Origin of the sequence: Zunongwangia pacifica (assembly GCF_023499215.1) — a bacterium.
Lineage (GTDB): Bacteria > Bacteroidota > Bacteroidia > Flavobacteriales > Flavobacteriaceae > Zunongwangia > Zunongwangia pacifica.
On the sequence record NZ_JAKHSK010000026.1, the window covers coordinates 39,054 to 65,102 of the forward strand.

A 26,049-nucleotide genomic window follows, 5' to 3' on the forward strand; every position below is an offset into this window, starting at 1 on the left:
AATGAAGTGAGCTGAATTCTGTAAATTAAATTGTTCAGAAGATTTTCGAAAACTACTTCAGTCCTTCCTACCTAAAGTTTTAAAACTTTAGTTCACTATTTATTTTCTAACTTCATCTGGCACCATAAATTCATATTTCCCGCCATGCTGCATAACGTCCCTCACCACGGTCGAAGAAATATGTTCTAAGCCAGAAGAAGCGATAAGAAAAACGGTTTCAATTTCTTCCATTTTATAATTAGTTTGTCCAATAGCTTTTTCAAACTCAAGGTCGATCCCGTTCCTTAATCCGCGAAGTAGAAATTTAGCCTCTATCTCTTTACAAAAATCAACGGTTAGTCCGCTGTAGGTGGTTACCTTAATTTTAGGTTCGTTTTTAAAGGTGTTTTCGAGAAATTCAAGTCGCTTTTCTAAAGAAAATAGATACTTTTTACTGCTATTGGTACCAATAGCCAGAATAATTTCATCAAAAAGCGGAAGGCCTCTTTCAATAATATCCACATGCCCTAAAGTGATGGGGTCGAATGATCCCGGGAATACTGCTCTTCTCATATAAAATCGATTAACGATACTAAGGTCTTATAAAAAAAGAAGGAAACAAAATTCAAGTTAATGTTATATGTGTAAACGTTATTTTTTATATTTGAAAAATATCATATAAAATCATCATTCATTATGAGAAAGGTTTTTACTTTAACCATTATTTTTTTTATTATAAGTAGTTCTTATGCACAGCAACAATTGACAAACAATTCAATTCTGGAGTTAATGGATTTAGGCTTTGGAAAGGAAGTGATATTATCCAAAATAAATGCTTCAGAAGTAGCTTTTGACACTTCTATAGCGGCATTGAAAAAACTGAAAGAAAAAGGTGTTCCTTCAGAAGTTTTAGCTGCGATGATCGATAGTGACAATGAAACAGCTGAAGTTGGAGTGTTTTTTAAAGAAGATGGAAAACTTATTAAGATTTTGCCTTCTATTTTTTCTGGGAATAGAACCAGTACGTTAGGATCTTCATTAAGCTTAGGTATTGCACCAGCAAAGAAAAAATCTTATGTTAATAACTCCGTCTCGGATAATCATATACATCAAAATAAACCAGAATTTATTTTCCAATTTGATGCTGAAGATCAAAATGATTTAAATCAAGTTAACTGGTGGTTTAAAACGGCATCTTCACCTAATGAATTTGTATTAACGCAGTTGAAACAAAAAAAGAACAGAAGAGAATTAGTAGTCGCTAAAGCAAGAGAAATAACAGGAACCAGCCAAACCGGAATCGATGATAAAGATACCATAGATTTTGAAATCGAGGACTTAGGGAAAGGGCGTTATAAAGTAACTCCTAAATACGCCCTCGAGCCTGGAGAGTATTGTTTCTTTTATCAAGGTAATATGTTAGCAAAAGGCTATACCAATACATCTATTTTCGATTTTTCAGTAATCAATTTGTTCAGGCAATAAAGTAGATGAAAAAAGTCATCGTATTATTTTTATTCCTGGTTTTAGGGAATTCAAATATAAAAGCACAAAATTATTCAGTAGAAAAATCTTTATATGGTGTTCAAACCGGTGTTTTAGGAGTTTGGGGATATAATGAGTTACGATTGGCTGATGAGTTTTCATTCAGAACAGAATTAGGTCTTGATGGTGCCTTATGGGCCAATTCTTTTTTTTCTGATGGAGATGTACACTATCTTTTGGCTCCGGTAATCACTTTAGAACCCCGATGGTATTATAATCTTAATAAACGTGCCGATAGAGGTAGAAAAACCTGGAATAATGCGGCTAATTTTTTAAGTTTAGACGTTAGCTTGCATCCAGATTTATTTGTTATCTCAGATCGAGATCATGTAGGTGTACCTAACCAAATTTCATTTATTACAAAATGGGGGATTAAAAGAAATATCGGTAAACACTTTGGTTACGAATTTGGTATTGGGTTTGGCTATGGCAGTTATTTTAATGAAAAAGGTTACTACGATAGCGACGGTACCGTAGTAAGTCTGGATCTTAAAATTGGCTATAACTTTTAATTATTTAAGCTATAGCCGTTTCAATGGCGCTGCCATACAAATCTTGCAAACTAATTCCTGCTTTTGCCGCCTGCTGAGGTAAAATACTGGCCCTGCTTAATCCGGGTGTGGTATTCATCTCAATAAAATGAGGTTCGCCGTTGTGAAAAATAAATTCAGATCTCGAAAAACCCTTCATTTTTAATTTTTTGTAGATCAGTTTAGCGATTTCCTGAACCTTTTTGGTGTCTTCTTCTGAAATTCGGGCCGGAGTTATTTCCTGGGATTTACCAAGATATTTAGCCTCATAGTCGAAAAACTCATTTTCAGAAACTATTTCGGTTACCGGGAGCGCAAGTAATTCACCATTATAAGTGATTACACCTACAGAAACTTCGGTGCCATCAAGAAAAGATTCAATGATCGCTTCATCGTCTTCCTGAAATGCATTTTGTGCAGCGCGGTATAATTCATTTTTTTTCTTCACTTTGGTGATTCCGAAACTGCTTCCGGCACGGTTTGCTTTTACAAAACAAGGTAAACCTACTTTCTCGATAATTTCATCTGGATTAATTTCATCTTCTTTATTGAGAAAATAGTTTTTGGCGCTTTTAATTCCGTAAGGTTTCAGTACACTTATTAAATCTCTTTTATTAAAAGTTAATGCCGACTGGTAATGATCGGCTGCCGTTTGTGGGATATTCAGCAATTCTAAATAAGCCTGTAATAATCCATTTTCGCCGGGTGTGCCATGAATGGTATTAAAAACACAGTCAAATTGTATAATTTCAGTACCGATTTTTACTGTGAAATCACTTTTATTAATGGGATAAGGGGTATTGTCTTCCGCAACTACAAACCATTCGTTTTGTAAAATATGTACGCGATAGGGCTCGTATTTATCACGATCCAGGTTTTCGTAAACCATGTTTCCACTATTAATAGAAATGCGGTATTCACTTGAAAAACCGCCCATTGCGATGGCAATTTTTTTCTTCATATTCAATATATAAGATGATGTAGCGTTTAAAACAAAAATATCACGAAAAAAGGGTGTCACCAAAACCAAGGTGTTTTTATATCTTTGCTTTTTATTTTGTAAATATATGGGATTGTTCAGATTCATTTTCAGTAAAACATTTTTAATTCAGCTGGTGCTGGCGATTATTGTTGTTGTTGTTTTAGGTTATGCTGCCATGCAGTGGTTAGATTATACGACCAACCAGGGAGAGCGTATAGAAGTTCCAAATCTTGCCGAATTGTCCTTAAGCGAAGTAGAAACGATGTTGAAGGAAAAAGACCTGAGGTACGAGATTTTGGATTCTGCTAACTTTAACCCAGATTACCCAAGGTTTTCAGTGATCGAGCAGGTGCCTAAAGCAGGAAAGTTTGTAAAAGAAAATAGAAAAATATACCTCACTTTAAATCCTTCGGGTTATCGTAAAGTATTAATTCCAGATCTTATTCGTCGTACCCGTAGACAGGCAGAACCTACGTTAAAATCTTTAGGGTTTGAAATAGGGGAGATTACCTACAAACCAGATATTGCCGAAGATGCCGTATTAGAACTTCGCCATAATGGAGAACTAATAGAGCCGGGAGACGAATTAATGAAAACGTCTAAAATCGATATGGTGTTGGGTGATGGCTCTGGAAGTTATAGTCGCCCTGTACAAGATAGTATTGAGACTGAAGAAACGAACGAAGACCAATTTGATTTTTAATGAGCGAACATCCCGAAGAAAATAACGAGCTGGAAGACCAGAACGACGAAACGCTTTACGAGCACCATAAATTTATTGCCGAAAAAGGTCAAAATCCATTACGTGTCGATAAATATTTGATGAATTATATCGAGAAAGCAACTCGTAATAAAATTCAGAAAGCGGCAAAAGATGGGAACATTTATGTGAACGATGTTCCGGTAAAACAAAACTATAAGGTAAAAGCCGGTGATGTGGTGCAGGTGATGTTTGAGCATCCGCCGTATGAATTTTTACTTACGCCAGAGAATATTCCTTTAGATATTGTTTACGAAGATGATACCGTTCTTGTTGTGAACAAACCGGCGGGAATGGTGGTGCACCCGGGACATGGGAATTACAGCGGAACCTTAATTAATGCCCTGGTGTATCATTTTGAAAATCTACCTAATAATAGTAGTGATCGCCCTGGTTTGGTACATCGAATAGATAAAGATACCAGCGGACTTTTAGTGATCGCGAAAACCGAGCATGCCATGGCGCATCTCTCCAAACAGTTTTTCGATAAAACCAGTGAACGCGAATATGTAGCTATAGTTTGGGGAAATGTAGAGGAAGACGAAGGCACCGTAGAAGGTAATATTGGTAGGCATCCAAAAAACCGACTTCAGAACACCGTTTATGAAGGGGATGATGCTGAAAAAGGTAAACCGGCTGTAACCCATTTTAAGGTATTAGAACGTTTCGGCTATGTCACAATGGTGGCATGTAAGCTGGAAACCGGTAGAACGCATCAGATTCGTGTGCATATGAAACACATTGGGCATACCCTTTTTAATGATGAGCGATATGGTGGGGAACGAATTTTAAAAGGAACGACCTTTACCAAATACAAGCAGTTTGTAGAAAATTGTTTTAAGATTTTACCTAGACAGGCACTTCATGCGAAGACTTTAGGCTTTACCCATCCAAAAACAGGAGAGTGGATGAGTTTTAATTCAGATTTGCCAGAAGATATGATTGGCGCTATCGAGAAATGGCGCAACTACGCTAAAAATCAAAAAGAAATGCTGGAGTAGTTTAGCGTAATTCGATATAATATAAGACCTTTTTATTGCTGTATAAATAAGTAATTAAAGGTGTTTTTTATTTTCGGAAAGCGAAGTCTTATCTTTACTTTATAAACGGAAAATGTTCGAAGTTTGATTTGAAATTATATCATAAAATAGTTCAGTTTTATGACTTCTTTTTCTGAATAATTTGATGTCGTCACCCTGAACTTGTCCTCGATAGCTATCGGGACAGGGTCTCATCTTCATGATTTTTTAATTTACTATGAGATTCCGGATCAATTCCGATAGCTATCGGAACGGAATGACGAAAATATCAATTATTAAAAACTACGGATAATTAAAAAAAGAAAAGAAAATGAAAATAGTTGTTTCACCGGCAAAAAGCCTGGATTACGAATCAAAATTGCCTACCACGCGAGGAACGCAACCAGCTTTCCTGGAAACCACCGCAAAACTGAATCGAAAATTGGCCAGAATGACCAAAAAAGAGATTTCAGAATTAATGGATATTAGCGATAAGCTGGCCGATTTAAATTATACGCGATATCAGGAATTCGAAGAAGATCATACTAAAAAGAATTCACGTCCCGCTATGTATGCTTTTAATGGTGATGTTTATAATGGGCTGGATGCCTATACGCTTCCCGAAGAAAAATTAGATGATATCCAGAACACCCTGCGAATTCTATCCGGTTTATACGGAATTTTAAGGCCACTCGATTTCATTCAGCCCTACCGTTTAGAAATGGGCACTAAAATAGGAATTGAGAGCACAGATACACTTTATGAAGTGTGGAAAGAAAAAGTGACCAATTATTTGAATTCCGAATTAAAAGATGATGAGCTGTTTGTGAATCTTGCCAGCAACGAATATTTTAAAGCAGTAGACACTAAAAATTTAAAAACCCCGGTGATTTCTCCTGTTTTTAAAGATTATAAAAACGGAAAATTAAAGATCATCAGTTTTTATGCAAAGAAAGCTCGTGGTGCTATGGTGCGTTATATTATAGATTCTTCTGCTAAAACTCTAGAGGATATCAAAGGCTTTGATTACGAAGATTATAAATTTAGCGAAGAGCATACCGAAAAAGAAAACGAACCGGTGTTTATTCGATAATAATAGTATGAAGCAAAGATATTATTTTATATTCATTGTTATATTTTTTTCTATTGGATGGAAAGAAACCAATCAGGTTAGAAAACAGAATTTGACCGATTATTCGCTGAAAAAGATAGAGAACTTAGGTAAATTACAAGAAGATACTTCTGCAATAGATACTCTTATAAATGATGATTTCGTACATTCCTGCATTAAGGGGATGTTTGTCAAAGCCAGAGATAAATCGTTTCGAAAAGTTATGATTTTTGTTGAAAATAAACACAATAAAGATATTACAGATACTGTAATAAATCTTAGTTTCAAACTTGATGAGATTGTAATATATAGCTCGAAAAATAATAAAATTTTGAGATCTGCTAGAATCAAAAATGATGGTTCTGAATTGAATAATATTAGAATTGGAATGAAATTATCAAATTTTAAAGATATTCTAGGTGAAGACATTTCTAACCAAATAGAATTATTAACGGTGAGCAATTTAGAACAAACTAATAGGTTCGATTTTCAGTTTAGGAACAAAATTCTTGCTGAAATAAATTACGATGGATACTTAGATTAAGATTTTTACAATCACTTACTAAAACTTAATATTAGCTAAAATTAGCTTTATTTCTACGGAAGTATTTTCGTAGAAAATTCCAAAAACAACAACAATGGCTGAAATAAAAGCAGCAATTTTCGATTTCGACGGTACATTAGTAGATTCAGAACATTATCATTATAACTCGTGGGTAGAAGTTTTAAAAGATTATGGTGCCGAACTGGATTACGATTTTTATATAAAAACTTACGCCGGTACGCCTTCTCCCATCAATGCAAAAGCAATAATAGAACAATTTGATTTGCCGATTTCAAGGGAAGACTTAACCTATAAGCGTGAGCGAATGGCCGAGAAACTGGTAAAAGAATCGGAAGTAGAATTTATGCCTTATGCCATAGAAACTTTAGATCTCTTTAAAGAAAAAGGCATTCCTATTTATCTGGTTACCGGTAGTCCACGTAATAATGTTGAGTTTCTTTTAGAGAAAACAGGGATCGTAAAATATTTTGAATTTGAGATTACCAGAACCGATGTAAAAAACAGCAAGCCCGATCCCGAAAGTTATTTAACTGCTATCGAAAAGATCGATTTGCCAAAAGAAAATATGATCGTTTTTGAAGATACCAGAACAGGCGTAGCTTCAGCGAAAGCTGCCGGATTAGAATGTTTGGCGATTCAGGGGAATCCTAATTTAATAGAGAATGTAAAAGCTGCCGATCAAATTTTTAAGGATCTTCAGGAAGCCACACAATACTTAGAAAAAGAAGGCAGAATTTAAACAATATCGATATTTTTTACCATAAACATCCATACAAACCATTTATTCCTAAAGGAGCAACCAAACTTATTGTAGGTACTTTGCCACCGCCGCGTTTTACCCAGCGCAGATTAAAAGAGCGCGATGTCGATTTTTGCTACGGAAGTCAGGACGGCTTACTTTGGCCAATTTTAGACCGAATTTTTAACCTGAAGTTGATCTATGATAATTCAGAAGAAGCCGTTACCCAAAGGAAGGATTTTCTTCGTAAACGCGGAATAGGAATTTGTGATGTGGTTGAAAGTAGTTTCAGGGATAAAATCGATGCTTCAGATCTGGGGATGAAAGATGTGGAGCTAAGAAATATGCTTCAGATTTTGCGAAATTATCCAAAAATAGATACGCTTTTATTTACTGGAGGCAATAGTAAAAACGGCCCGGAATATTTCTTCCGAAGACATTTAAAAACTTCCGAAGAAAACATACAACTTAAGATTGTAAATAACGAACCACCACGAATTCATCAATTTGTTTTAGAAGGACGGTTAATAAACACCGTGTCTTTAATCGCACCATCTGGAGCAGCAAATATGGCAATAGGTAGTAACCAGCTTTACAAAAAATTAAAAGCTAAAAACCCTAATTTTAATACGCTGGATTTTAGAGTGCTTCAATATAAAGAGTTCTTTTGAGTTCTAAAAAAGAAAAAAACCTCACAGTCGCGATAATTATCGGGATTCCTGTGAGGTCTGATAGAGTTCTTTTATACTAAATTCTTACTGTAAATCTTTTTTATCCTGCTCTGCAAGAGTGGTTGGCTTTACTTTAAACTTTTTACGTTTGGGGCGTAGTTTTCCGGTAGTACCGATTGCTATTTTCCCTCGTTTAGTTTTTTTATCGCCTTTTCCCATATTTACTTTTTATTTTGTTGATCTTTAACGGTAGATTCATCAATGTCTACTTTATTTGTAGGTTCATTTCTGTTACCAGTTGGATTAGTAGGATTTTTTTGTTCTGTTTTTCTCGTTCTGTGATTATCTTTAATAGGACCTGCCATAATATTATTTTTTAAGGTTCAATATAAAGATACAAACAGATGTTCTTAAAAGCTGCTAATGGCTTGTTAGACTTAGGTTAAACCGGTCGAACTGATTTTATAAAATCCTGAATGTTATTTTTACCATTTTTATTTAAATGCTTAATAAACGCACTACCAATAATGGCCCCTTTGGCATATTGGGTAGCATCGTTAAAAGTATCCTCATCACTAATTCCAAATCCAACCACTTGCGGATTTTTAAGGTTCATTTCTGAAATTCGTTTAAAATAAGCTTTGGTTTCTTCGCCAAAACCTTTGGTGCTTCCGGTAACGCTGGCCGTACTTACCATATAAATAAATCCATCTGAAACCTCATCGATAAAACGAATACGATCTTCAGGCGTTTGTGGTGTGATAAGGAAAATATTCTTTAGTCCGTGCTTATCGAAAACCGACTTATATTCTTCGTTATAAACATCTACCGGAAGATCTGGGATTATGAGTCCGTCGATACCCACTTCCTCACATTTTGCACAAAATTTCTCTACTCCAAACTGAAGAATAGGATTAAAATATCCCATGATAATAAGGGGAATAGAAACTTCTGAACGAATATCTTTTAGTTGTTCAAAGAGTTTGTTGCTGGTCATTCCGCTTTTTAGCGCAATCGTAGAACTTTCCTGAATGGTAGGGCCATCAGCCAAAGGATCACTAAATGGGAGTCCAATTTCGATAAAATCGACACCGTTTTCTTCCAGACTTTTGATGATCTCTACGGTGTCTTCAATTTCAGGATATCCTGAAGTAAAATATATGGATAGCAGTTTTTTATCTTCCTGCAATTTTTGTTTGATTCTGTTCATTTTTTAGCTATTTATGATTTTAATTTTATCTCGTCAGCCTGAACTTGTCCTCGATAGCTATCGGGACAGGATCTCATGTAGTAATTTCGTTAATTGATTACTTCCCGTTATGAGATTCCGTGTCAAGCACGGAATGACGAAAACACTAAAACTTTCAGCATTTTAAACTTAATTTCTAAAGGTCAAAATAATCGATATACGTATTAAGGTCTTTATCCCCACGACCAGAAAGATTTACCACAACTACATCATCTTCTTTAAATTTACGATCTTCAAAAATCGCAAGAGCGTGAGAGGATTCGATCGCCGGAATAATTCCTTCCAGTTTGGCTAATTCCAGCCCGGCTTTCATCGCAGCATCATCGGTAATCGAGATAAATTCCCCGCGACCGCTTCTAAATAAATGCGCGTGCATAGGACCAACGCCGGGATAATCCAAGCCTGCCGAAATCGAATAGGGTTCAGTGATTTGTCCGTCATCCGTTTGCATCAGTAAGGTTTTACTTCCGTGGATAATACCTTCTTTCCCCAAAGCTGAGGTTGCTGCACTCTCACCGGTGTAAATTCCTTTTCCGGCAGCTTCCACCGCGATAATCCCAACTTCAGGATTGTCTAAATAATGAAAATAGGCACCGGCAGCATTGCTTCCGCCACCAACACAGGCCACTACATAATCTGGATTTTCACGGTTTTCTTTTTCTTTTAGCTGTGTTTTTATTTCTTCGGAAATTACCGCCTGAAATCTCGCGACCATATCGGGATAAGGATGCGGTCCAACCACAGATCCAATAATATAATGCGTATCTACCGGATTATTGATCCAGTCACGAATGGCTTCATTCGTTGCGTCTTTTAAGGTTTTACTACCCGATTTTGCCGGCACAACTTTAGCACCTAGCATTTTCATGCGGGCAACATTTGGTGCCTGGCGTTCAATATCGATTTCTCCCATGTAAACGATACATTCGATACCCATTAACGCGCAAACTGTAGCCGTAGCCACTCCATGCTGGCCTGCACCGGTTTCAGCAATAATCCTGTTTTTGCCAAGACGTTTGGCCATTAAGATCTGCCCAATGGTGTTATTCACTTTGTGTGCGCCGGTATGGCAAAGATCTTCACGTTTTAAATATACTTTGGTATTGTATTTTTTACTGAAACGCTCGGCGTAATAAAGTGGAGTAGGGCGACCTACATAGTCTTTTAAAAGCGCCTTAAATTCTTTTTGAAAAGAATTTTCTTTCATAATGTCTAAATACTGCCTGCGCAATTCTTCAACATTAGGATATAGCATTTCGGGAATAAAGGCGCCACCAAATTCGCCGTAGTATCCTTTTTCGTCTGCCTGATATGTCATTTTATTTAGCTTTTTAGCCTACAGCTTTTAGCTTTCAGCTTCATTTTTTTTATTTATATAAAAGTTTATAGTGAACAGCTTTTTTAAGCTGTTCACTTTATTTGTTTTGTCATCTCGACCCTGCCTGCCGGCGAGGCAGGCGCAGTGGAGAGATCTAATTTTCATGTTAAGAGATTTCTCGACTTCATTACATTTCGCTCGAAATGACATTATTTTCTATTCAAAAGTAATTTTGAACTTCCCTGATTCTTGGTTCTTATCTCTTGTCTCTATATTAACATTTTTAAATTACCACATCATCAAATTGTCTTTTCTATTTAATGGCGATCAATTTTACTCCTTAGCTAATTAAAAAGTAGGATGAGATGCCGTCCCGATAGCTATCGAGGACAAGTTCAGCATGACGGCCAAGATTAATTTCAAAAATTAAAAGATGCAGATTCTATTATTCATTCTCTAAATTCTTTTTCCGAACCATTTTATATTCAACATTTAGAATTCGAAATAATTTATCCTGATTCCTGGCTCTTGCTTCTCATTTCAAATTTTCAAATCAGCATATTGCCGCATTATCAAATCATCACATCAACAAATTGTCTTAGTTTTTCAATATCCTTTAGACCGGGTTCGCTTTCAAAAGCACTGTTTACATCTACGGCATAGAGTAAATGTGCTTTTCCGATTTTGCTGAAATAGTCATAGAATTCTTTTAAATCCTCTAGCTGATCTAAACCAATACCTCCGCTTAGAAAAAATGGTTTTGCTGAAGGATATTCTTTTAGTAGCGTCCAATCGAAAGTTTTGCCATTTCCTCCTTTGTGTTTGCCTTTGGTATCAAAAAGAAAATAATCTACGTCATCTTCAAAAGTTGCGAGTTCACTAAAGTTGAATTCCGATTTAATCGAAAAGACTTTGATGATCTCAATATTGGTTTCTTTTAAAACCGATTTTAATTCCGCACAAAACTCAGCCGACTCTCCGCCATGAAGCTGAATAGCGTTAAGATCAAATTCGTTGATTTTATCCAGAATTTCTGCAATCTTAGCATTCACAAAAACACCGGTCTTTTTTATCGAATCTGCGATTTTGGGAATTTCAGCATCAAAAAAACGTGGTGTTTTTTCATAGAAAATAAAACCCATATAGTCGGGTTGCAGTGTAGCGACCTCCTGAATATTGCCAGGTTGCTTCATTCCGCATATTTTGAGTTTTAGGTTCATGTTTTTAGTTTTTAGCCATCAGCCTTAAGCTGTCAGCCAATATTATTTATATGTGAAAATTATAATTTTACTTTAGTTCCTGATTTGAATTGTTTTATTCTATTTAAAAATCACTTGAAGTGGCATTTAGCTGAAAGCTAACAGCTGACAGCTTTTTTTGATCACCTCCTCAAATCGTTTATTCTCTATGTTCTAAGAGTGAAACGATAAGAGATTTCTCGACTTCATTGCATTCCGCTCGAAATGACAATATTTATTAATCAACATTCAAAATAATTCTCTCTGATTTTTGATTCTTAAATCTTGTCTCTAGATCAATATTTTCAAATTACCATATATTAAATGGTAGATTTTCTCACTACTCAATTCTAACTACTAAGTTCCTCAATAAACTTCTTCGCACTTTCACCGGGATTGCCGGTTTTCATAAAGTTTTCTCCGATTAAGAAACCTTCGTATCCATATTGTTTTAAATCTTTAATCGCTTCTACCGAACTGATACCGCTTTCGCTAACCTTCACAAAATCATCTGGAATTTTAGCGGAGAGATCTTTGCTGGTTTGGGTGCTGACTTCAAAAGTTTTTAGGTTTCGATTATTTACGCCCAACATATCTAAACTCGGCATGATCGATTTTTCCAGTTCTTCCTGATTGTGAACTTCTAAAAGCACATCTAAACCGAGATTCTTGGCAAATTGAGATAATTGTTTAATCTGTTCGCGTTCTAAAACCGCAGCGATTAATAATATCACATCGGCTCCATGAGCTTTGGCTTCCAGTAGCTGATATTCGTCGATTATAAACTCTTTTCTTAATACTGGCATTTTCACCGCAGCGCGAGCATATAGCAAATCGTCTAAAGAGCCCCCAAAATATTTTCCATCGGTTAAAACGGACATTCCGCTTACTCCGGCATTTTCGTAACCCCTGGCCACGTTTTCTACATTTAAACTTTGATTGATCACCGATTTTGAAGGAGAACGGCGTTTATGTTCTGCGATTATGCCGCTTTTGTTTTTTCTAAGTGCATCGGCCAAAGAAACGGTTTCTCTTTCAAATAAGGCTGAACTTTCTAATTGTGATACCGGTACTACCATTTTTTTTAGTACCAGTTCTTTATGTTTATCGGCGATGATTTTATCAAGAATATTCATAGCTATTTTATTCACTTAAATCCTGTAATTTTTTTAATGCCTGTAATGCTTTTCCAGACTTTATCGATTCCTTTGCTGCTGAAAAACCTTCTATTATACTTAGGTTTTTAGCGGTGGCAATAGCCATACCGGCATTAGCACAAACCACATTTTCCTGAGCCTCGGTACCTTCACCACGAAGAATTTTTACTAAAATCATGGCTGATTTTTCTATACTGCCGCCACCGTAAATTTCTTTTTGTTCTAATTTTCGAACTCCGAAGTCGGCAGGTTTTAACATGCTTTCCGTATTATTTGAAATTATCTTGGTATCGCTGGTTAACGATATTTCGTCATAACCATCTAAAGCATGGAGAATACTAAAATTCTTATCGGTATTTTGATACAAATAACCATACATTCTGGCTAGTTCTAAGTTAAAAACCCCAACTAATTGATTTTTTGGAAATGCGGGATTTACCATCGGGCCAAGCATATTAAAAAATGTTTTTACCGCTAAGCTTTTACGAATTGGAGCTACATTTTTCATGGCCGGGTGAAATAGGGGAGCGTGCAACACGCAAATTCCTGCTTTATCGATACATTTTTCTAAAAAAGAAGGATCGTTACTAAAGCGTATGCCCAGATGCTCCATGGCATTAGAACTACCGCTTACTGATGATACCCCGTAATTACCATGCTTTGCGACGTTAACGCCGGCACCGGCAGTGACAAAAGAAGAGGTTGTAGAAATATTAAAGGTGTTTTTACCGTCACCACCGGTTCCACAAAGATCGATAGGATTATAAGCGCTAAGATCTACTGCTACGCAAAGTTCTAAAAGAGCATCTCTGAAACCTTCAAGCTCGGCAATAGTAACACTTCGCATCATATACACCGTAAGAAAAGCGGCAATTTGACTTTCGTTATATTCTCCGTTAGAAATATTGAATAAAGCTTGTTTTGCTTCTGCTTTACTAATCGTTTCGTGGTTAATAAGCCTGTTTAGTAATTCTTTCATTTTATACTGATGACCCGGTTGAACCGAATCTAAATTTATAGGTTTTGAAAATTCTATGCCTGGTCTGCTGCCGGTTTTTCTGAAGTTGTTTTTTCAGTATCTGATTTTACCCAATTGGCGATCATTTTTTTTCCCTCGGGAGTTAAAACCGATTCTGGATGAAATTGCACTCCTCTTACATCGAATTCACGATGGCGTAATGACATAACTTGTCCTTTATCGTCAAAAGAAGTGGCTTCTAAAGCATCGGGTAATTCTTTTAAAACTACCCAGGAATGATAACGTCCCACTTTTATTTTTTTATCCAAACCTGCAAATAGAGGTTCGTCGTCTACCACAATATCGATATCTGTAGCAACGCCATGATATACCGATTCTAAATTGCCTAAAGTGCCCCCATAGACTTCGCCGATGGCCTGTTGGCCAAGACAGACTCCGAAAATACTTTTGGTAGCACCATATTTTTCTATGATGGGTTTTAAAAGTCCGGCTTCAGACGGAATTCCCGGGCCTGGAGATAATAAAATTTTATCGAAATTTTGTACAAAATCGATATCCAGCTGATCGTTTCTTTTTACGGTTACCTGGCAATCCAGATCTTCCAGGTAATGTACCAGGTTATATACAAACGAATCGTAATTATCTATAACTAATACTTTTTTCATTTTAAAAGGTTCTTTTCGCGTTAGGGATTGAGGTATTGTTGGAGCTCTTTTTAAGTGTTTAGCATTAAAAAAGCGACTACCGAAAGCCCGACCTACCCTTAGGGTGGTAACGCCATTATTCTATATTTTCAGCGATTTCTAATGCTTTGGTTAATGCCCCAAGTTTGTTATATACTTCCTGAAGTTCGTTTTCGTCTTTAGATTCTGAAACCACACCGGCACCGGCCTGATAGTGTAGCTGATGGTTTTTACTTACAAAAGATCTAATGATAATGGCATGATTGAAATTGCCGTGAAAATCCATAAAGCCAATCGCGCCACCATAGGCATCGCGGTTTACATTTTCGCATTGCTCGATAAGCTTCATGGCACTGTGTTTTGGAGCGCCACTTAGGGTACCTGCAGGAAAAGTATCGGCCACCACCTGCATGGTTGGCGTGTCTGGATTTTTGGTACCGGTGACTTTGCTTACTAAATGAATGACATGCGAGAAAAACTGAATTTCACGATACGTCTCTACTTTTACATTGCTGCCGTTGCGGCTTAGATCGTTGCGCGCAAGATCAACCAGCATGACATGTTCGGCATTTTCTTTCTCGTCGGCGCTAAGTTGCTTGGCAATTTCAGCATCTTTCTCATCGTTTCCGGTACGTTTAAATGTTCCGGCGATAGGATGGATTTCGGCCTTACCTTCGTCGATGATCAATTGGGCTTCAGGTGAACTGCCAAAGATTTTAAAGTTTCCGTAATCAAAATAAAAAAGATAAGGGGACGGGTTGATGCTTCGTAAAGCACGGTACACATTAAATTCGTCTCCTTTAAATTTTTGAGAAAAACGTCTGGAAAGGACAATTTGAAAAACGTCACCACGGTGACAATGTTTTTTACCGAATTTTACCTGCTCGATAAATTCCTCGTCGGTAAGATTGCTTTGGGTGTCACCCTGGCGATGGAAATCGTAAGTGGCAAAATTCTTAACGCTGATAAGCTGCTCTATTTCTTCAATTTTATTGTCGTTGTTATAGGAGTGGTTAAAAATGAACGCCTGATTATTGAAGTGGTTAATGGCAATGATGTTTTGATATACCGCATAGTACATATCTGGTAGTTCAAGATCGCCTTTTTTCTTGGTGATGTTTATATCTTCAAAATAACGAACGCCGTCGTAAGAAATATAACCAAAAAGCCCGTTGTTTATAAATTTGAATTCAGATTCCTGGGTATCGAACAACTTGCCAAAATCCTGAATTTTTTCAGGAAGGTTAATCTCTGAAGTGATCTTGGTTGTCTGTGAGAAACCATCTGGAAATTCTTCAGTGATTTCCTCGTTTTGTACTCGTATCGAAGCGATAGGATTACAACATATATACGAGAAACTGTTTTTGTTAGCGTGGTAATCACTACTTTCCAGCAAAAGGCTATTTGGATATTTATCCCTTACTTTTAAATATACACTCACCGGGGTGATGGTGTCTGCAAGTAGTTTTTTGTAATTGGTTTTTAAGGTGTACATAATTTTAAAGCATCTTGAAATAAAAAAAGGCTTGTCGTGAGACAAGCCTTTTTCCTATATGTTTATATAATGGCAATTTAGCTCACGAAGTTTGAACGTAAGTTAGACCACCACCAAGTATTTGCAATTCTATTTTTCATTGCTTCAAATATAGCTATGAATTTTTAAATCACAAACAATTTATTGAAAAAATAAATCCCGCAATCTTTGAGGATGATTACGGGATTAAAATACAATGTTGGGGATTTTAGAATTTTAAATCTACGGCGATTTTAAATTCGTCGTAAATAGTTTTGTCTCCTAGGTTATCAAAGAAACTTCCTGAACCATAACGTACTTCGTATTTTGTACGATCGATCGTAAGATCTGCGCTTGCAGATTTCCCGTCATAATTCATGTCAAAAGTTACGGGATTGGTAATTCCTTTAATAGTAAGATCACCTACAATACCGTAAGTTTCATCTGATTTTTTTGATGCTGTGGTAATCACAAGTTTTGCTTCTGGATGTTTTGCAACACCAAAGAAATCATCAGATTTTAAGTGACCTTCTAGTTTAGTTTTATACTCACCTTCAAGATCGGTAGATTGAAGAGAGGTCATATCGATTACAAATTCTCCACCCAGGATTTTATCTCCTTCTACATTTAAGTATCCAGATTTTAAATCGATGGTACCCTCGTGGCTTCCCGTTACCTTTTCACCTTCCCAGGTCACTTTACTTTCTTTTACATCAATCTTTTTAGCGATACTTGTAAAAGCAAGTGTAGCAATTACAAAAACTGAAGCTAAAGCTCCTTTAATAACATTCTTTCTCATAGCAATTTTAATATTTGATTTTATATAAAGTTGAATAAATCCTCTGTTGATTTGCGCACTTTGGCAGCATGCTGATAGTCGTCTTGTTTACTGCGGTACCCTATACAGGCGATTACAGCAGTATGAAGCCCTTTTTCTTCCAGTCCAAGAATTTTATCAAAATCCTCAGCCGAGAATCCTTCCATAGGGCAAACATCTATTTTAAGGTGCGCAGCAGTGTTTAGCAAAAAGCCTAAGGCCAGATAACTTTGTTTTTGAGCCCATTCGTTTTGCTGATCGGCCTCCATTTTTAACGTAGTATTTTTAATCATATCTGCCATGCCTTGTAGGTCTTCTACACTCATATCTCTGGTTTCGGCAATGTTTTTAATATAGTTGTCTACATAAGTTTCATCCAGATTTTTATGGTTCGCAAAAACTATAACCTGTGACGCATCGGTAAGTTGGGTTTGGTTCCATGCTGCAGCTTTTAGTTTTTCCCTGATCTCTGTATTTTCTATAACGAAAATCTGATAGGGTTGTAAACCATAAGAAGACGCAGATAATTGCACACCTTCTAGAAGGGTTTCCAGGTTCTCTTTAGCTATTTTTTTGGTAGCATCAAATTTCTTTGTGGCATACCTCCACTTTAGGTTTTCAATAATAGAACTCATGATTTTTTGTTTTATTGGCGCTTCCAAAAGTGGTAATGCACTTTGGCCTGCCGTGAAATTATAAAAGGTTTTTCAATTCATACCTCGTGGTTTTCCAAGAGGTTTTTAATTTCTTACTTTTTCAAGTATCTCGTTTAATATGATTAATTCTTCTTTTGTGATGTGCCCAGAAAAATCATTTTCCAGACGGTCTACAATTGGATCTAATTTTTCTAATAATTGTAAGCCTTCTTTAGTAATTATGATTTCAATTTTTCTTCGGTTTTCTTCGCAGATATATCGATCAACCAAGTTCTTCTTTATAAGCTTATCGACCAGTCTCGTAGTATTACTCATTTTATTGACCATACGCTCCTGAATAGTACTAAGATTGGCAGGTTTTCCCTTTTGGCCACGTAAAATGCGTAATACATTAAACTGCTGGATAGAAATATCGTAAGGCTTAAGAGTGTCGTTCATCATGGTTGTTGCTTTACCAGCACAGAGCATGATGTTAAGAACCAGTTTCTTACTATCATTAAGATGGTCTGTTTTTAAAACTTCTTCTATCTTCATTGTTTCTACAACATTTGTATGTACAAATATATAATTACTTTTAGAGCTAAATATTAAATAAATGTTAAAAAAATAAGTTTGTTTATTGGGCTAAGGAATGCAGTTGATTTAGATAATGTATCTTTACATCGTTTAATTTAAAATGAACATATAATGAAAGAACTTGGACAGGAAGAATGGAGAGAACAGCTAAGTAAAGATGATAATGCGGCTATTCTTGATGTTAGAACTGAAGAAGAGGTTGAAGAAGGATATATTCCTAATTCTAAGAATATTGATATTTATAAGGGGCAGGGTTTTATTGACGAGGTAGAAAAACTTGATAAAGATAAGAATTACTATATATATTGTCGATCTGGTAAAAGAAGTGCCCAAGCCTGTTCTATCCTGGATCAGCTAGGCTTTTCCAATACCTATAATCTACAGGGAGGTTTTATGGAATGGGAAGGAGAAACGGCAGAAGACTAATGAAAAAATACCTCTTATTATTTACAATTTCATTGCTATTTGCGCAAGGATGCAAAGAAGTTGAAGCCAGTGAAATTAACATGATTTCTCCTGAAGAAATGCTGGATCGCATGAAAAAGGATGAAATTCAGGTGTTAGATGTACGTTCAGCTAAAGAATTTGATGCTGCCCATATCTTTAAAGCTAAGAATATCATTTTAAGTGAAAACAATGATAATTCGTTGTATTATGACACATTGGCTAAAGACAAGCCTGTGGTAATTTACGGTAAGAATAAAGAAAACACCAAAAAAGCGATTAAAATTCTGAAAAATGACGGATTTGAAGAAGTATATGAACTGGAAGGTGGAATCGAAAACTGGATGTTGATAGGGGGTGAAATTTATTAATCACTATTTTTAGAATAAAATAAGGAAACCGTAGAGAAATCTACGGTTTTTTTGTTTAAAATAATACGTTTTAGCAGTTTAACGGTTAAAAAAATTAACATTTTTGTTAAAATAAAATGAACGCTAGAAGAGTTTTGGGCAAATGCCGATAAACACTTATCTGAGAAGAAAATAGTAAATAAATTTCGTAGGAAAGTACCTATGTAAGTTCTTCTTTACGGATGTTTTTATGTTGTTTTTTATCGATTAAATCATAATTTGGAAGGAGAATTAACCATTTTATAAACTAAACATAATGATTTTAAAAACAACACGTGGATTGGCTGCAGGATTAAGTTTTGCAGCGCTATTAGCTTCCTGTACAAATGACAAACAATCTGATGAGATCGTTACTGAAGAACAGTTAGCGGCTCCTGCCGAATCCTCTGCGATTAAAGGACAGTATATTATTGTCTTTAAAGCCGATGTGGCTAAGCAGACTATCGGCGATCCTTCAGATTACATGAAGGCACAAGAAGCGATGAAAGCAATGACAAAGAAAATGTTTCAGGAGTCGGGAGTAAAAGATGCTGAAGTAATTTCTACTTTTAGTAAAACCATTAAAGGTGCTGCCATAAAGGTAAGCGCGAACCAAATTTCCAGGCTTCAGAGTAGAGATGATGTAGATTATATTGAAGAAGATAAAGTTGTAATTTTCGCTCCGCCTTGTGGAACACCAAACGGAGTTCCTTGTAGTGAAGATCCCGGGGATGGTGGTGCAAGTACATCGCAAGAAACGCCTTATGGAATTACCAGAGTTAATGGAGTTTCTTCTTATTCAGGATCTGGAGTTGCATGGGTTATCGATACCGGCATAGATTTAGATCATGAAGATCTTCATGTAGATGCTGCCAGAGGATTTAATGCGTTTACCAGCGGTAGGGACGGAAAGTCTTTAGACGATGGTAATGGTCACGGTACGCATGTGGCAGGAACAATAGGTGCATTAAATAATAATGTAGGGGTCATAGGAGTAGCTCCCGGTGCTACCGTAATTCCTGTTAAAGTTCTGGATAGCAGAGGTAGCGGTTCATATTCTGGCGTTATCGCTGGGGTAGATTATGTTGCGGCAAATGGCGCTAATGGAGATGTTGCAAATATGAGTCTGGGGGGACCTGTTTCTCAGGCCTTAGACGATGCAGTTCTTGCGGCTTCCCAGCAGGGAATTAAATTTGTTCTTGCTGCGGGTAACGAAAGTGACGATGCGAATAGTCATTCTCCAGCCCGGGTAAATGGTAGTAATATTTATACAATTTCAGCTATGGATAGTAATGATAGCTGGGCTTATTTCTCAAACTACGGTAATCCACCGGTAGATTATGCTGCTCCTGGTGTGGGAATTAAAAGTACGTGGAAAAGTGGAGGCTATAATACCATTAGTGGTACCTCTATGGCTTCACCACATGCAGCCGGTGTTCTTTTACTTGGTTCGGCATCTACAGATGGTACTGTATCTGGAGATCCAGATGGTAATAGCGACGCTATAATTGTACATTAATTTTACTCGATAACCGAGATTAAATATTCGGGGACATTCCCACTAAACTATAGGGAATGGCTTGCCTCGAAAGAAATCTAATCAATACCTCATGGCACCCCATGAGGTATTTTTTATGTTGTTATATAGTTATCAAAAGGCATGGGTGTTTCTATGTCGTACCGGCAAAGGGTTTAATACCCGATCCCGATAACAATCGAGATGCCTCGGAATTGAAATTTTTGTCTCTATCGGATGCCTCGTCGGCTTGCCCCTGGGGAGTGTGCTTTTTCAAATTCGATAAACCAGATATATTTTTAGAATGGAAATTAATAGTAGTAGAGGCCTGAAAATCTTTATTATTCAATACAAATTCATTCAATTGATTAGGAAAATCTTAAACCAGAGAAGTATATATCTGTTGGGTTTAGTAAGACTACATTGGTGATTTGTGTCTTAATAGGTATTTTTGTATGTTAATTTGCTGATAAATAGTTTTTTATATTTTCTCATCAAATTTTAAAAATAATAATGAGTTTATTTCAGAATTGATATATTTACCTTATTAACATTTCTCTAAATCCATTAGTTAATGAAAAACAGTTTTACGATTTTAATTTTTATCTTATTTTTTAGTCATAGTGCTTTTTCTCAGGATTTTAGTATAGGTCTTAAAGGTGGTGTTAATTATGGTTTTGGAGGAGAAATTGTAGCAGAACCTTACATTACTTTTAAAGGAAGTACATTCCATTCTAAATCAAAACAGGGCTTTAACGGAGGGGTTTTTGCCCAGTTAAATTACGATCGTTTTTTCTTTAGATTAGAAGGACTTTATAATACTATGCAATCTGAATTTCAGTTTCCCAAAGAGCCTTATATTTATAAAATTGAAAAAATTAATGTTCCCTTATTGATAGGCTACCATGTATTTGAACCTTTTGATGTTTATATTGGTCCCGGACTTGCCCATGTACTTGGAGAAGCTACTTTAGAAAAAGAGCAAAGTAGACAAGGGAAAATACCTATGGCTGCAAATCACCTGTATGCTAGTCTTGGGGTTAAGGCTCATTTTGGTCGTTTTGAAGCCGATTTAAGGTACGAGCATAGTTTTACTTCTACAGAAGATCTTGCTATTACGATGGATTATAATTCCAGTGGTGTGGGGCCTGCGATTTTTACCAATCGCAGGATAAATCAAATTACATTAGATGTTTCATTAATATTATTTGATTCTAAATACAGACCGCAAAAATCAAGAAGTAGAGGTTGTTATTTTAGATAGAACTGTAAATATTTCTTATTATATATTATAAAAAAAAAGCTCCTAAATGGAGCTTTTATATTTTGGGAGCCGATTAAAAAAAGCAGTAGCACTGATCATGAAAAACATCTAAAATTCACCAATAAAAACAATACTTGCTACTGCTTTTTATCACCTAACCACTAATCTGTCATTATTTATTGTGTAAAAATAGCCATGGTATAGCTTATATAATTGTCTTTTAGATGAAGTATCGTTTTAGCGCAGTTCAGAGGAATTATTAGAAGGATAAATGGTAGCTGTATTCGGTAACCTGTCTTATTATTGCTGAGGTACAAAGCATATCAAAATAGACTACTTTGTTAGGCATTTAAGCTATAGGCAGATTTGCTTTGTTTTAGGAAATTCAACTTTTATTTATTGCTTTGAAAACTATCTGTGGTTTAATCCCTCATTGAGGATTTAATTCCCCGAGGCTTCGAAATTATAAAAAAGTTTTTCCTATTCATAACCTCGGGGGCTTGCCCAGAGGTTCTTGATGGTCAATCGAAGCGTGTATGAACACTGGTTTTGTTTTTCTTGAAGACAAATTTTTTGCATAAAAAAACCGGCTTCGAAAGAAGCCGGTTTTCTATATAAGAGAGTAATAATTGTTTTTATTTATTTTACTTTATCAACAATGGCTTTAAACGCTTCTGGATGGTTCATCGCTAAATCAGCTAAAACCTTACGGTTTAATCCAATTTCGTTAGCTTTTACTTTACCCATAAATTGCGAATAAGACATTCCTTGTTGACGAGCAGCAGCGTTAATACGCATAATCCATAATGAACGGAAATTACGTTTTTTAGCTTTGCGATCTCTATAAGAGTAAAGCATCGCTTTTTCAACTGCATTTTTTGCTACTGTCCAAACGTTTTTACGTCTTCCAAAGTAGCCTTTTGCTTGCTTAAGAACCTTTTTTCTTCTAGCTCTTTTCGCAACAGAATTTACTGATCTTGGCATAATTTTAAAATTTTGTAGTAGGCGATCGAAACTCGATACTTTTAAATTAGAAGTTAAATCCTAACTTGCCCAACTCCAGGGTTTATAAATAATTTAAACCGTTAAACTTTCAGATTACTTTAAACGTAATTGAAGTTTAACATTATTGGTATCAGCATCAGATACTAAAGTACTATGCGTCAACGCAAGCTTACGTTTTTTAGACTTCTTTGTTAAGATGTGACTTTTAAACGCGTGCTTTCTTTTAATTTTTCCAGTACCTGTAAGCTTAAAACGCTTTTTAGCGCTGGATTTTGTTTTCATTTTAGGCATGCTATCCTTCTTTTATAATTAAAACTCTCTTAATTTATTATTTCTTTTTGGTGGTAGGTGCCATAAACATGGTCATTCGTTTACCCTCAAGTTTTGGCATCTGTTCCACTTTTCCAAATTCTTCAAGATCTGTTGCTAAACGTAATAAAAGAATCTCTCCTTTATCTTTAAATACAATAGAACGACCTTTAAAAAATACGAATGCTTTTAATTTAGCTCCATCTTTAAGGAACTTTTCTGCATTTCTTTTTTTAAATTCATAATCGTGGTCATCGGTGTTTGGCCCGAAACGAATTTCCTTCACAACGACCTTACTCGCTTTGGCCTTCATGGCCTTTTCGCGTTTCTTTTGTTCGTAAAGGAATTTCTTATAATCCATTGCCTTTACCACGGGTGGTTTGGCATCTGGTGAAATTTCCACTAAATCAAGTCCAAGATCTTCAGCAATGGCTAAAGCTTTCTCGATAGGATATACATCCATTTCAACATTATCACCTACCAAACGAACTTCTTTAGCTCGAATTTTTTGGTTAATTCTGTGTTGATCTTCTTTACGAGTTGTTCTCTGTTGTCTCGATTTTTTTCTTCGTATTGCTATGGCTTCAATATTTTAGTTAAACTTCAAACGCTTTTAGCGTTTTTTCGATTTCGTTTTTTATTATCTGAGCGAATTCTTCAACTGGCATTGTGCCAATATCTCCCTCGCCATGTTTTCGTACAGAAACCGTACCATCTTTTGCTTCTTGCTCTCCAACAATAAGCATGTAAGGGAACTTTTGCACTTCGGCTTCCCTTATTTTTTTACCAATGGTTTCGTTTCGGTTATCAAGTACGGCGCGAATTTCGTTATTTTCTAATAAACTTAAAACTTTTTGGCTATATTTTTCGTATTTCTCGCTGAGTGAGAGAATGATAGCCTGCTCTGGCATTAACCACAACGGGAAATTCCCTGCGGTATGCTCTAAAAGAATGGCGATAAATCTTTCCATGCTTCCAAATGGCGCTCTGTGAATCATTACCGGGCGATGAGACTCATTGTCACTTCCCTTATATGTCAGGTCAAAACGCTCTGGTAAATTATAATCTACCTGGATTGTGCCAAGTTGCCAGCTTCTGCCAAGCGCGTCTTTTACCATAAAGTCTAACTTAGGGCCATAAAAAGCAGCTTCGCCAGTCTCAATGACATAGTTTAAGCCTTTTTCTTTAGCAGCATTGATAATGGCATTTTCAGCTTTTTCCCAAACATCATCACTTCCAATATATTTTTCTTTATTTTCAGGATCACGCAATGAAACCTGAGCTGTAAAGTTTTCAAAACCTAAAGTGTCAAATACGTATAATGTAAGATCGATAACTTTTTTAAACTCTTCATCTAATTGTTCAGGAGTACAAAAAATATGAGCGTCATCTTGTGTAAATCCTCTTACACGGGTTAAACCATGTAGTTCCCCGCTTTGCTCATAACGATATACGGTGCCAAATTCAGCGAATCTTTTAGGAAGGTCACGATAACTCCATGATTGCGAATTATACATTTCACAATGGTGAGGACAGTTCATTGGTTTTAGCAAAAACTCTTCGCCTTCGTTTGGTGTTTTAATAGGCTGAAAGCTGTCTTCACCATATTTGGCATAATGGCCAGAAGTTACATATAATTCTTTATGGCCTATATGTGGGCTAACCACCATTTCGTAACCCGCTTTTTTCTGAGCTTTTTTAAGGAAGTTTTCCAGGCGTTCCCTTAAAGCAGCTCCTTTAGGAAGCCATAATGGTAAACCTTGCCCCACTTTTTGTGAGAACGTAAAAAGCTCTAACTCTTTTCCTAGTTTTCTATGATCTCTTTTTTTAGCTTCTTCGAGAAGTTCCAGATATTCTTTTAATTCCTTTTGTTTGGGAAAACTTGTACCATATACACGGGTAAGTTGTGGATTTTTTTCATTACCTCTCCAGTAAGCTCCGGCAACATTCATCAGCTTTACTGCTTTGATGATTCCTGTATTTGGGATATGCCCTCCACGACATAGATCGGTAAAAGTGTCATGGTCGCAAAAAGTAATGGTGCCGTCTTCAAGATTTTCGATTAATTCTACTTTAAAAGGATTGTCGATTTTCTTGTAATAATCTAAAGCTTCTTCTTTAGTTACCGCTCGCATCTTAAAATCATGCTTGCCACGCGCTATTTCTAACATGCGATTTTCGATTTTAGAGAAATCGCTTTCAGAAATTTTTTGGTCACCAAAATCAACATCGTAATAAAAACCATTTTCAATTGCTGGACCTATGGTTAATTTAGCTCCCGGATATAGTTCTTGGATGGCTTGTGCCATAACGTGAGAGGTAGAATGCCAAAAAGCCTGTTTTCCCTCATCGTCATTCCATGTATATAAGGTAAGGTTGCCATCTGTTGTTAAAGGAGTAGACGTCTCTACGATGGTGTCATTATATTTTGCTGAAATTACATTTCTGGCAAGTCCGGCACTAATGCTTTGTGCCACATCCATAGGAGTAGAGCCTTGTTTAAATTCTTTAATACTGCCGTCAGGCAATGTTACCTTTATCATGTCTATATATTATAGTCGTTATTATAGTTGGCAAAGATAAGAGGTTGTACTTGTTTGCGCAATACTACCTTTTAGTATTTTATGGGCGTTTCACTATATAATATAGTGATCGGGCTATTCACTATATCTTGTCGCAGTTTGATAATGTATTTGTAGAGTAAAATTAAATTTTTTGAGCTAAAACATTTCTAATTTTTAATTGCAGTAAGCGCCAAGGATGCCGTTACTATCCCTAACGCATTTTTTATTCTGATTTAAAATATTGAAAACTAAGGGACTATAGATTGGTATTAAATTAATTTTAAAATTTGTTGATTTTTATGTTGCTGAATCGAAATTAGGATATATATTTGCACCCGCTTAGCCGCTTAGGTGGTGTTTATAGAAGCGGGAAGTTCATTGAGGATTTAGGGTTAAAAGGAGTAAAAAAAACTTAAAAAAAGATTTGGTTTGTATTTAAAAAAGCCAGTATCTTTGCGCCCCGCTAAGGGA

30 protein-coding genes are annotated in these 26,049 nt (G+C 36.1%); 12 read left to right on the plus strand and 18 right to left on the minus strand.

All coding sequences use genetic code 11. From position 1 onward, the window contains the following. Positions 1-99: 99 nt before the first annotated feature. Complete coding sequence (gene coaD, locus L1967_RS15930) at positions 100-552, minus strand: pantetheine-phosphate adenylyltransferase (RefSeq protein WP_249602499.1); 453 nt, start codon at positions 550-552, stop codon at positions 100-102. Positions 553-675: 123 nt separating this feature from the next. On the opposite strand from coaD, the gene L1967_RS15935 reads away from it, so the two are divergent. Together L1967_RS15935 and L1967_RS15940 are read left to right on the plus strand one after the other, a co-directional pair. Then, complete coding sequence (locus L1967_RS15935; protein WP_249602500.1) at positions 676-1,464, plus strand: hypothetical protein; 789 nt, start codon at positions 676-678, stop codon at positions 1,462-1,464. A 5-nt stretch (positions 1,465-1,469) separates the two neighbouring features. After that, positions 1,470-2,036, plus strand: coding sequence for a hypothetical protein (locus L1967_RS15940; protein WP_249602501.1), 567 nt, complete (start codon positions 1,470-1,472; stop codon positions 2,034-2,036). A 4-nt stretch (positions 2,037-2,040) separates the two neighbouring features. On the opposite strand, the gene L1967_RS15945 is transcribed toward L1967_RS15940, so the two are convergent. Further along, entirely contained in the window at positions 2,041-3,015 is a 975-nt protein-coding gene (locus tag L1967_RS15945) for a D-alanine--D-alanine ligase (protein ID WP_249602502.1), read from the minus strand. Between the two features lie 106 nt (positions 3,016-3,121). On the opposite strand from L1967_RS15945, the gene L1967_RS15950 reads away from it, so the two are divergent. The 6 genes from L1967_RS15950 (at position 3,122) to L1967_RS15975 (ending at position 7,901) form a co-directional block, all read left to right on the plus strand. Beyond that, positions 3,122-3,739 carry a PASTA domain-containing protein gene (locus L1967_RS15950; protein WP_249602503.1) on the plus strand — a complete coding sequence of 206 codons (618 nt, stop codon included), beginning with the start codon at positions 3,122-3,124 and terminating at the stop codon, positions 3,737-3,739. Then, a complete protein-coding gene (locus L1967_RS15955; protein WP_249602504.1) occupies positions 3,739-4,797 on the plus strand; it encodes an RluA family pseudouridine synthase in 1,059 nt (352 codons plus the stop codon). The genes L1967_RS15950 and L1967_RS15955 overlap by 1 nt, the downstream gene beginning before the upstream one ends. A 349-nt stretch (positions 4,798-5,146) precedes the next feature. Further along, on the plus strand, positions 5,147-5,908 hold the full coding sequence (gene yaaA / locus L1967_RS15960; RefSeq protein WP_249602505.1) for a peroxide stress protein YaaA: 762 nt from the start codon (positions 5,147-5,149) through the stop codon (positions 5,906-5,908). A gap of 7 nt (positions 5,909-5,915) precedes the next feature. Then, complete coding sequence (locus L1967_RS15965) at positions 5,916-6,470, plus strand: hypothetical protein (protein ID WP_249602506.1); 555 nt, start codon at positions 5,916-5,918, stop codon at positions 6,468-6,470. A gap of 94 nt (positions 6,471-6,564) precedes the next feature. Then, complete coding sequence (locus L1967_RS15970) at positions 6,565-7,230, plus strand: HAD family hydrolase (RefSeq protein ID WP_249602507.1); 666 nt, start codon at positions 6,565-6,567, stop codon at positions 7,228-7,230. 11 nt (positions 7,231-7,241) lie between these two features. Continuing rightward, on the plus strand, positions 7,242-7,901 hold the full coding sequence (locus L1967_RS15975; RefSeq protein ID WP_249602525.1) for a uracil-DNA glycosylase family protein: 660 nt from the start codon (positions 7,242-7,244) through the stop codon (positions 7,899-7,901). Positions 7,902-7,985: 84 nt separating this feature from the next. Here the strand turns inward: L1967_RS15975 and L1967_RS15980 are convergent, their stop codons facing one another. The 12 genes from L1967_RS15980 to L1967_RS16035 form a co-directional block, all read right to left on the minus strand. Beyond that, complete coding sequence (locus tag L1967_RS15980) at positions 7,986-8,120, minus strand: 30S ribosomal protein THX (protein ID WP_249602508.1); 135 nt, start codon at positions 8,118-8,120, stop codon at positions 7,986-7,988. 2 nt (positions 8,121-8,122) lie between these two features. Further along, positions 8,123-8,266, minus strand: a complete 144-nt coding sequence (locus L1967_RS15985; protein WP_249602509.1) for a hypothetical protein — start codon at positions 8,264-8,266, stop codon at positions 8,123-8,125. Between the two features lie 77 nt (positions 8,267-8,343). After that, positions 8,344-9,111: a tryptophan synthase subunit alpha gene (trpA, locus tag L1967_RS15990; RefSeq protein ID WP_249602510.1), complete on the minus strand. Its 768-nt coding sequence runs from the start codon at positions 9,109-9,111 to the stop codon at positions 8,344-8,346. Positions 9,112-9,286: 175 nt separating this feature from the next. Continuing rightward, positions 9,287-10,468, minus strand: coding sequence for a tryptophan synthase subunit beta (gene trpB / locus L1967_RS15995; RefSeq protein ID WP_249602511.1), 1,182 nt, complete (start codon positions 10,466-10,468; stop codon positions 9,287-9,289). Between the two features lie 572 nt (positions 10,469-11,040). After that, on the minus strand, positions 11,041-11,688 hold the full coding sequence (locus L1967_RS16000) for a phosphoribosylanthranilate isomerase (protein ID WP_476756504.1): 648 nt from the start codon (positions 11,686-11,688) through the stop codon (positions 11,041-11,043). A gap of 368 nt (positions 11,689-12,056) precedes the next feature. Next, positions 12,057-12,842 carry an indole-3-glycerol phosphate synthase TrpC gene (gene trpC, locus L1967_RS16005; protein WP_249602513.1) on the minus strand — a complete coding sequence of 262 codons (786 nt, stop codon included), beginning with the start codon at positions 12,840-12,842 and terminating at the stop codon, positions 12,057-12,059. Between the two features lie 7 nt (positions 12,843-12,849). Further along, complete coding sequence (gene trpD, locus L1967_RS16010; protein ID WP_249602514.1) at positions 12,850-13,842, minus strand: anthranilate phosphoribosyltransferase; 993 nt, start codon at positions 13,840-13,842, stop codon at positions 12,850-12,852. 53 nt (positions 13,843-13,895) lie between these two features. Further along, the gene (locus L1967_RS16015; RefSeq protein WP_249602515.1) at positions 13,896-14,507 is read right to left on the minus strand and encodes an anthranilate synthase component II; all 612 of its coding nucleotides are present in this window, start codon (positions 14,505-14,507) and stop codon (positions 13,896-13,898) included. Positions 14,508-14,622: 115 nt separating this feature from the next. Further along, positions 14,623-16,020, minus strand: coding sequence for an anthranilate synthase component I family protein (locus L1967_RS16020; RefSeq protein WP_249602516.1), 1,398 nt, complete (start codon positions 16,018-16,020; stop codon positions 14,623-14,625). A 247-nt stretch (positions 16,021-16,267) separates the two neighbouring features. Next, entirely contained in the window at positions 16,268-16,837 is a 570-nt protein-coding gene (locus L1967_RS16025) for a YceI family protein (RefSeq protein ID WP_249602517.1), read from the minus strand. Between the two features lie 20 nt (positions 16,838-16,857). Then, positions 16,858-17,490: an NAD(P)H-dependent oxidoreductase gene (locus L1967_RS16030; RefSeq protein WP_249602518.1), complete on the minus strand. Its 633-nt coding sequence runs from the start codon at positions 17,488-17,490 to the stop codon at positions 16,858-16,860. Positions 17,491-17,595: 105 nt separating this feature from the next. Beyond that, the gene (locus L1967_RS16035) at positions 17,596-18,045 is read right to left on the minus strand and encodes a MarR family winged helix-turn-helix transcriptional regulator (RefSeq protein WP_249602519.1); all 450 of its coding nucleotides are present in this window, start codon (positions 18,043-18,045) and stop codon (positions 17,596-17,598) included. A 153-nt stretch (positions 18,046-18,198) separates the two neighbouring features. On the opposite strand from L1967_RS16035, the gene L1967_RS16040 reads away from it, so the two are divergent. The 4 genes from L1967_RS16040 to L1967_RS16055 all read left to right on the plus strand — a co-directional run bounded on the left by L1967_RS16040 (position 18,199) and on the right by L1967_RS16055 (position 21,700). Next, entirely contained in the window at positions 18,199-18,513 is a 315-nt protein-coding gene (locus L1967_RS16040; RefSeq protein ID WP_249602520.1) for a rhodanese-like domain-containing protein, read from the plus strand. Then, on the plus strand, positions 18,513-18,902 hold the full coding sequence (locus L1967_RS16045; RefSeq protein WP_249602521.1) for a rhodanese-like domain-containing protein: 390 nt from the start codon (positions 18,513-18,515) through the stop codon (positions 18,900-18,902). Before L1967_RS16040 ends, L1967_RS16045 begins: the two co-directional genes overlap by 1 nt. A 295-nt stretch (positions 18,903-19,197) precedes the next feature. Then, a complete protein-coding gene (locus L1967_RS16050) occupies positions 19,198-20,439 on the plus strand; it encodes a S8 family peptidase (RefSeq protein WP_249602522.1) in 1,242 nt (413 codons plus the stop codon). A gap of 571 nt (positions 20,440-21,010) precedes the next feature. Beyond that, positions 21,011-21,700, plus strand: coding sequence for an outer membrane beta-barrel protein (locus tag L1967_RS16055; protein WP_249602523.1), 690 nt, complete (start codon positions 21,011-21,013; stop codon positions 21,698-21,700). Between the two features lie 639 nt (positions 21,701-22,339). On the opposite strand, the gene rplT is transcribed toward L1967_RS16055, so the two are convergent. From rplT to thrS, 4 genes are all read right to left on the minus strand, one after another. Then, positions 22,340-22,684, minus strand: coding sequence for a 50S ribosomal protein L20 (gene rplT / locus L1967_RS16060; protein ID WP_013073011.1), 345 nt, complete (start codon positions 22,682-22,684; stop codon positions 22,340-22,342). A gap of 114 nt (positions 22,685-22,798) precedes the next feature. Continuing rightward, positions 22,799-22,996: a 50S ribosomal protein L35 gene (gene rpmI / locus L1967_RS16065; RefSeq protein ID WP_041579045.1), complete on the minus strand. Its 198-nt coding sequence runs from the start codon at positions 22,994-22,996 to the stop codon at positions 22,799-22,801. Positions 22,997-23,033: 37 nt separating this feature from the next. Continuing rightward, positions 23,034-23,588 carry a translation initiation factor IF-3 gene (gene infC / locus L1967_RS16070; protein ID WP_338063551.1) on the minus strand — a complete coding sequence of 185 codons (555 nt, stop codon included), beginning with the start codon at positions 23,586-23,588 and terminating at the stop codon, positions 23,034-23,036. A 22-nt stretch (positions 23,589-23,610) separates the two neighbouring features. Continuing rightward, the gene (thrS, locus tag L1967_RS16075) at positions 23,611-25,557 is read right to left on the minus strand and encodes a threonine--tRNA ligase (RefSeq protein WP_249602524.1); all 1,947 of its coding nucleotides are present in this window, start codon (positions 25,555-25,557) and stop codon (positions 23,611-23,613) included. Between the last annotated feature and the right edge of the window lie 492 nt (positions 25,558-26,049).

Coding starts and splice junctions, on each gene's coding strand:
- L1967_RS15985 (WP_249602509.1), bottom strand. CDS start 8,266: ATGGCAGGTCCTATTAAAGATAATCACAGAACGAGAAAAACAGAACAA.
- trpD (WP_249602514.1), bottom strand. CDS start 13,842: ATGAAAGAATTACTAAACAGGCTTATTAACCACGAAACGATTAGTAAA.
- L1967_RS15935 (WP_249602500.1), top strand. CDS start 676: ATGAGAAAGGTTTTTACTTTAACCATTATTTTTTTTATTATAAGTAGT.
- trpB (WP_249602511.1), bottom strand. CDS start 10,468: ATGACATATCAGGCAGACGAAAAAGGATACTACGGCGAATTTGGTGGC.
- L1967_RS16050 (WP_249602522.1), top strand. CDS start 19,198: ATGATTTTAAAAACAACACGTGGATTGGCTGCAGGATTAAGTTTTGCA.
- L1967_RS16000 (WP_476756504.1), bottom strand. CDS start 11,688: ATGAACCTAAAACTCAAAATATGCGGAATGAAGCAACCTGGCAATATT.
- L1967_RS15945 (WP_249602502.1), bottom strand. CDS start 3,015: ATGAAGAAAAAAATTGCCATCGCAATGGGCGGTTTTTCAAGTGAATAC.
- L1967_RS15970 (WP_249602507.1), top strand. CDS start 6,565: ATGGCTGAAATAAAAGCAGCAATTTTCGATTTCGACGGTACATTAGTA.
- L1967_RS15980 (WP_249602508.1), bottom strand. CDS start 8,120: ATGGGAAAAGGCGATAAAAAAACTAAACGAGGGAAAATAGCAATCGGT.
- L1967_RS16015 (WP_249602515.1), bottom strand. CDS start 14,507: ATGAAAAAAGTATTAGTTATAGATAATTACGATTCGTTTGTATATAAC.
- L1967_RS16035 (WP_249602519.1), bottom strand. CDS start 18,045: ATGAAGATAGAAGAAGTTTTAAAAACAGACCATCTTAATGATAGTAAG.
- yaaA (WP_249602505.1), top strand. CDS start 5,147: ATGAAAATAGTTGTTTCACCGGCAAAAAGCCTGGATTACGAATCAAAA.
- L1967_RS16030 (WP_249602518.1), bottom strand. CDS start 17,490: ATGAGTTCTATTATTGAAAACCTAAAGTGGAGGTATGCCACAAAGAAA.
- rpmI (WP_041579045.1), bottom strand. CDS start 22,996: ATGCCTAAAATGAAAACAAAATCCAGCGCTAAAAAGCGTTTTAAGCTT.
- L1967_RS15950 (WP_249602503.1), top strand. CDS start 3,122: ATGGGATTGTTCAGATTCATTTTCAGTAAAACATTTTTAATTCAGCTG.
- L1967_RS16055 (WP_249602523.1), top strand. CDS start 21,011: ATGAAAAACAGTTTTACGATTTTAATTTTTATCTTATTTTTTAGTCAT.
- L1967_RS16040 (WP_249602520.1), top strand. CDS start 18,199: ATGAAAGAACTTGGACAGGAAGAATGGAGAGAACAGCTAAGTAAAGAT.
- trpA (WP_249602510.1), bottom strand. CDS start 9,111: ATGAACAGAATCAAACAAAAATTGCAGGAAGATAAAAAACTGCTATCC.
- rplT (WP_013073011.1), bottom strand. CDS start 22,684: ATGCCAAGATCAGTAAATTCTGTTGCGAAAAGAGCTAGAAGAAAAAAG.
- trpC (WP_249602513.1), bottom strand. CDS start 12,842: ATGAATATTCTTGATAAAATCATCGCCGATAAACATAAAGAACTGGTA.
- L1967_RS16025 (WP_249602517.1), bottom strand. CDS start 16,837: ATGAGAAAGAATGTTATTAAAGGAGCTTTAGCTTCAGTTTTTGTAATT.
- L1967_RS16020 (WP_249602516.1), bottom strand. CDS start 16,020: ATGTACACCTTAAAAACCAATTACAAAAAACTACTTGCAGACACCATC.
- thrS (WP_249602524.1), bottom strand. CDS start 25,557: ATGATAAAGGTAACATTGCCTGACGGCAGTATTAAAGAATTTAAACAA.
- L1967_RS15955 (WP_249602504.1), top strand. CDS start 3,739: ATGAGCGAACATCCCGAAGAAAATAACGAGCTGGAAGACCAGAACGAC.
- coaD (WP_249602499.1), bottom strand. CDS start 552: ATGAGAAGAGCAGTATTCCCGGGATCATTCGACCCCATCACTTTAGGG.
- L1967_RS15965 (WP_249602506.1), top strand. CDS start 5,916: ATGAAGCAAAGATATTATTTTATATTCATTGTTATATTTTTTTCTATT.
- L1967_RS16045 (WP_249602521.1), top strand. CDS start 18,513: ATGAAAAAATACCTCTTATTATTTACAATTTCATTGCTATTTGCGCAA.
- L1967_RS15940 (WP_249602501.1), top strand. CDS start 1,470: ATGAAAAAAGTCATCGTATTATTTTTATTCCTGGTTTTAGGGAATTCA.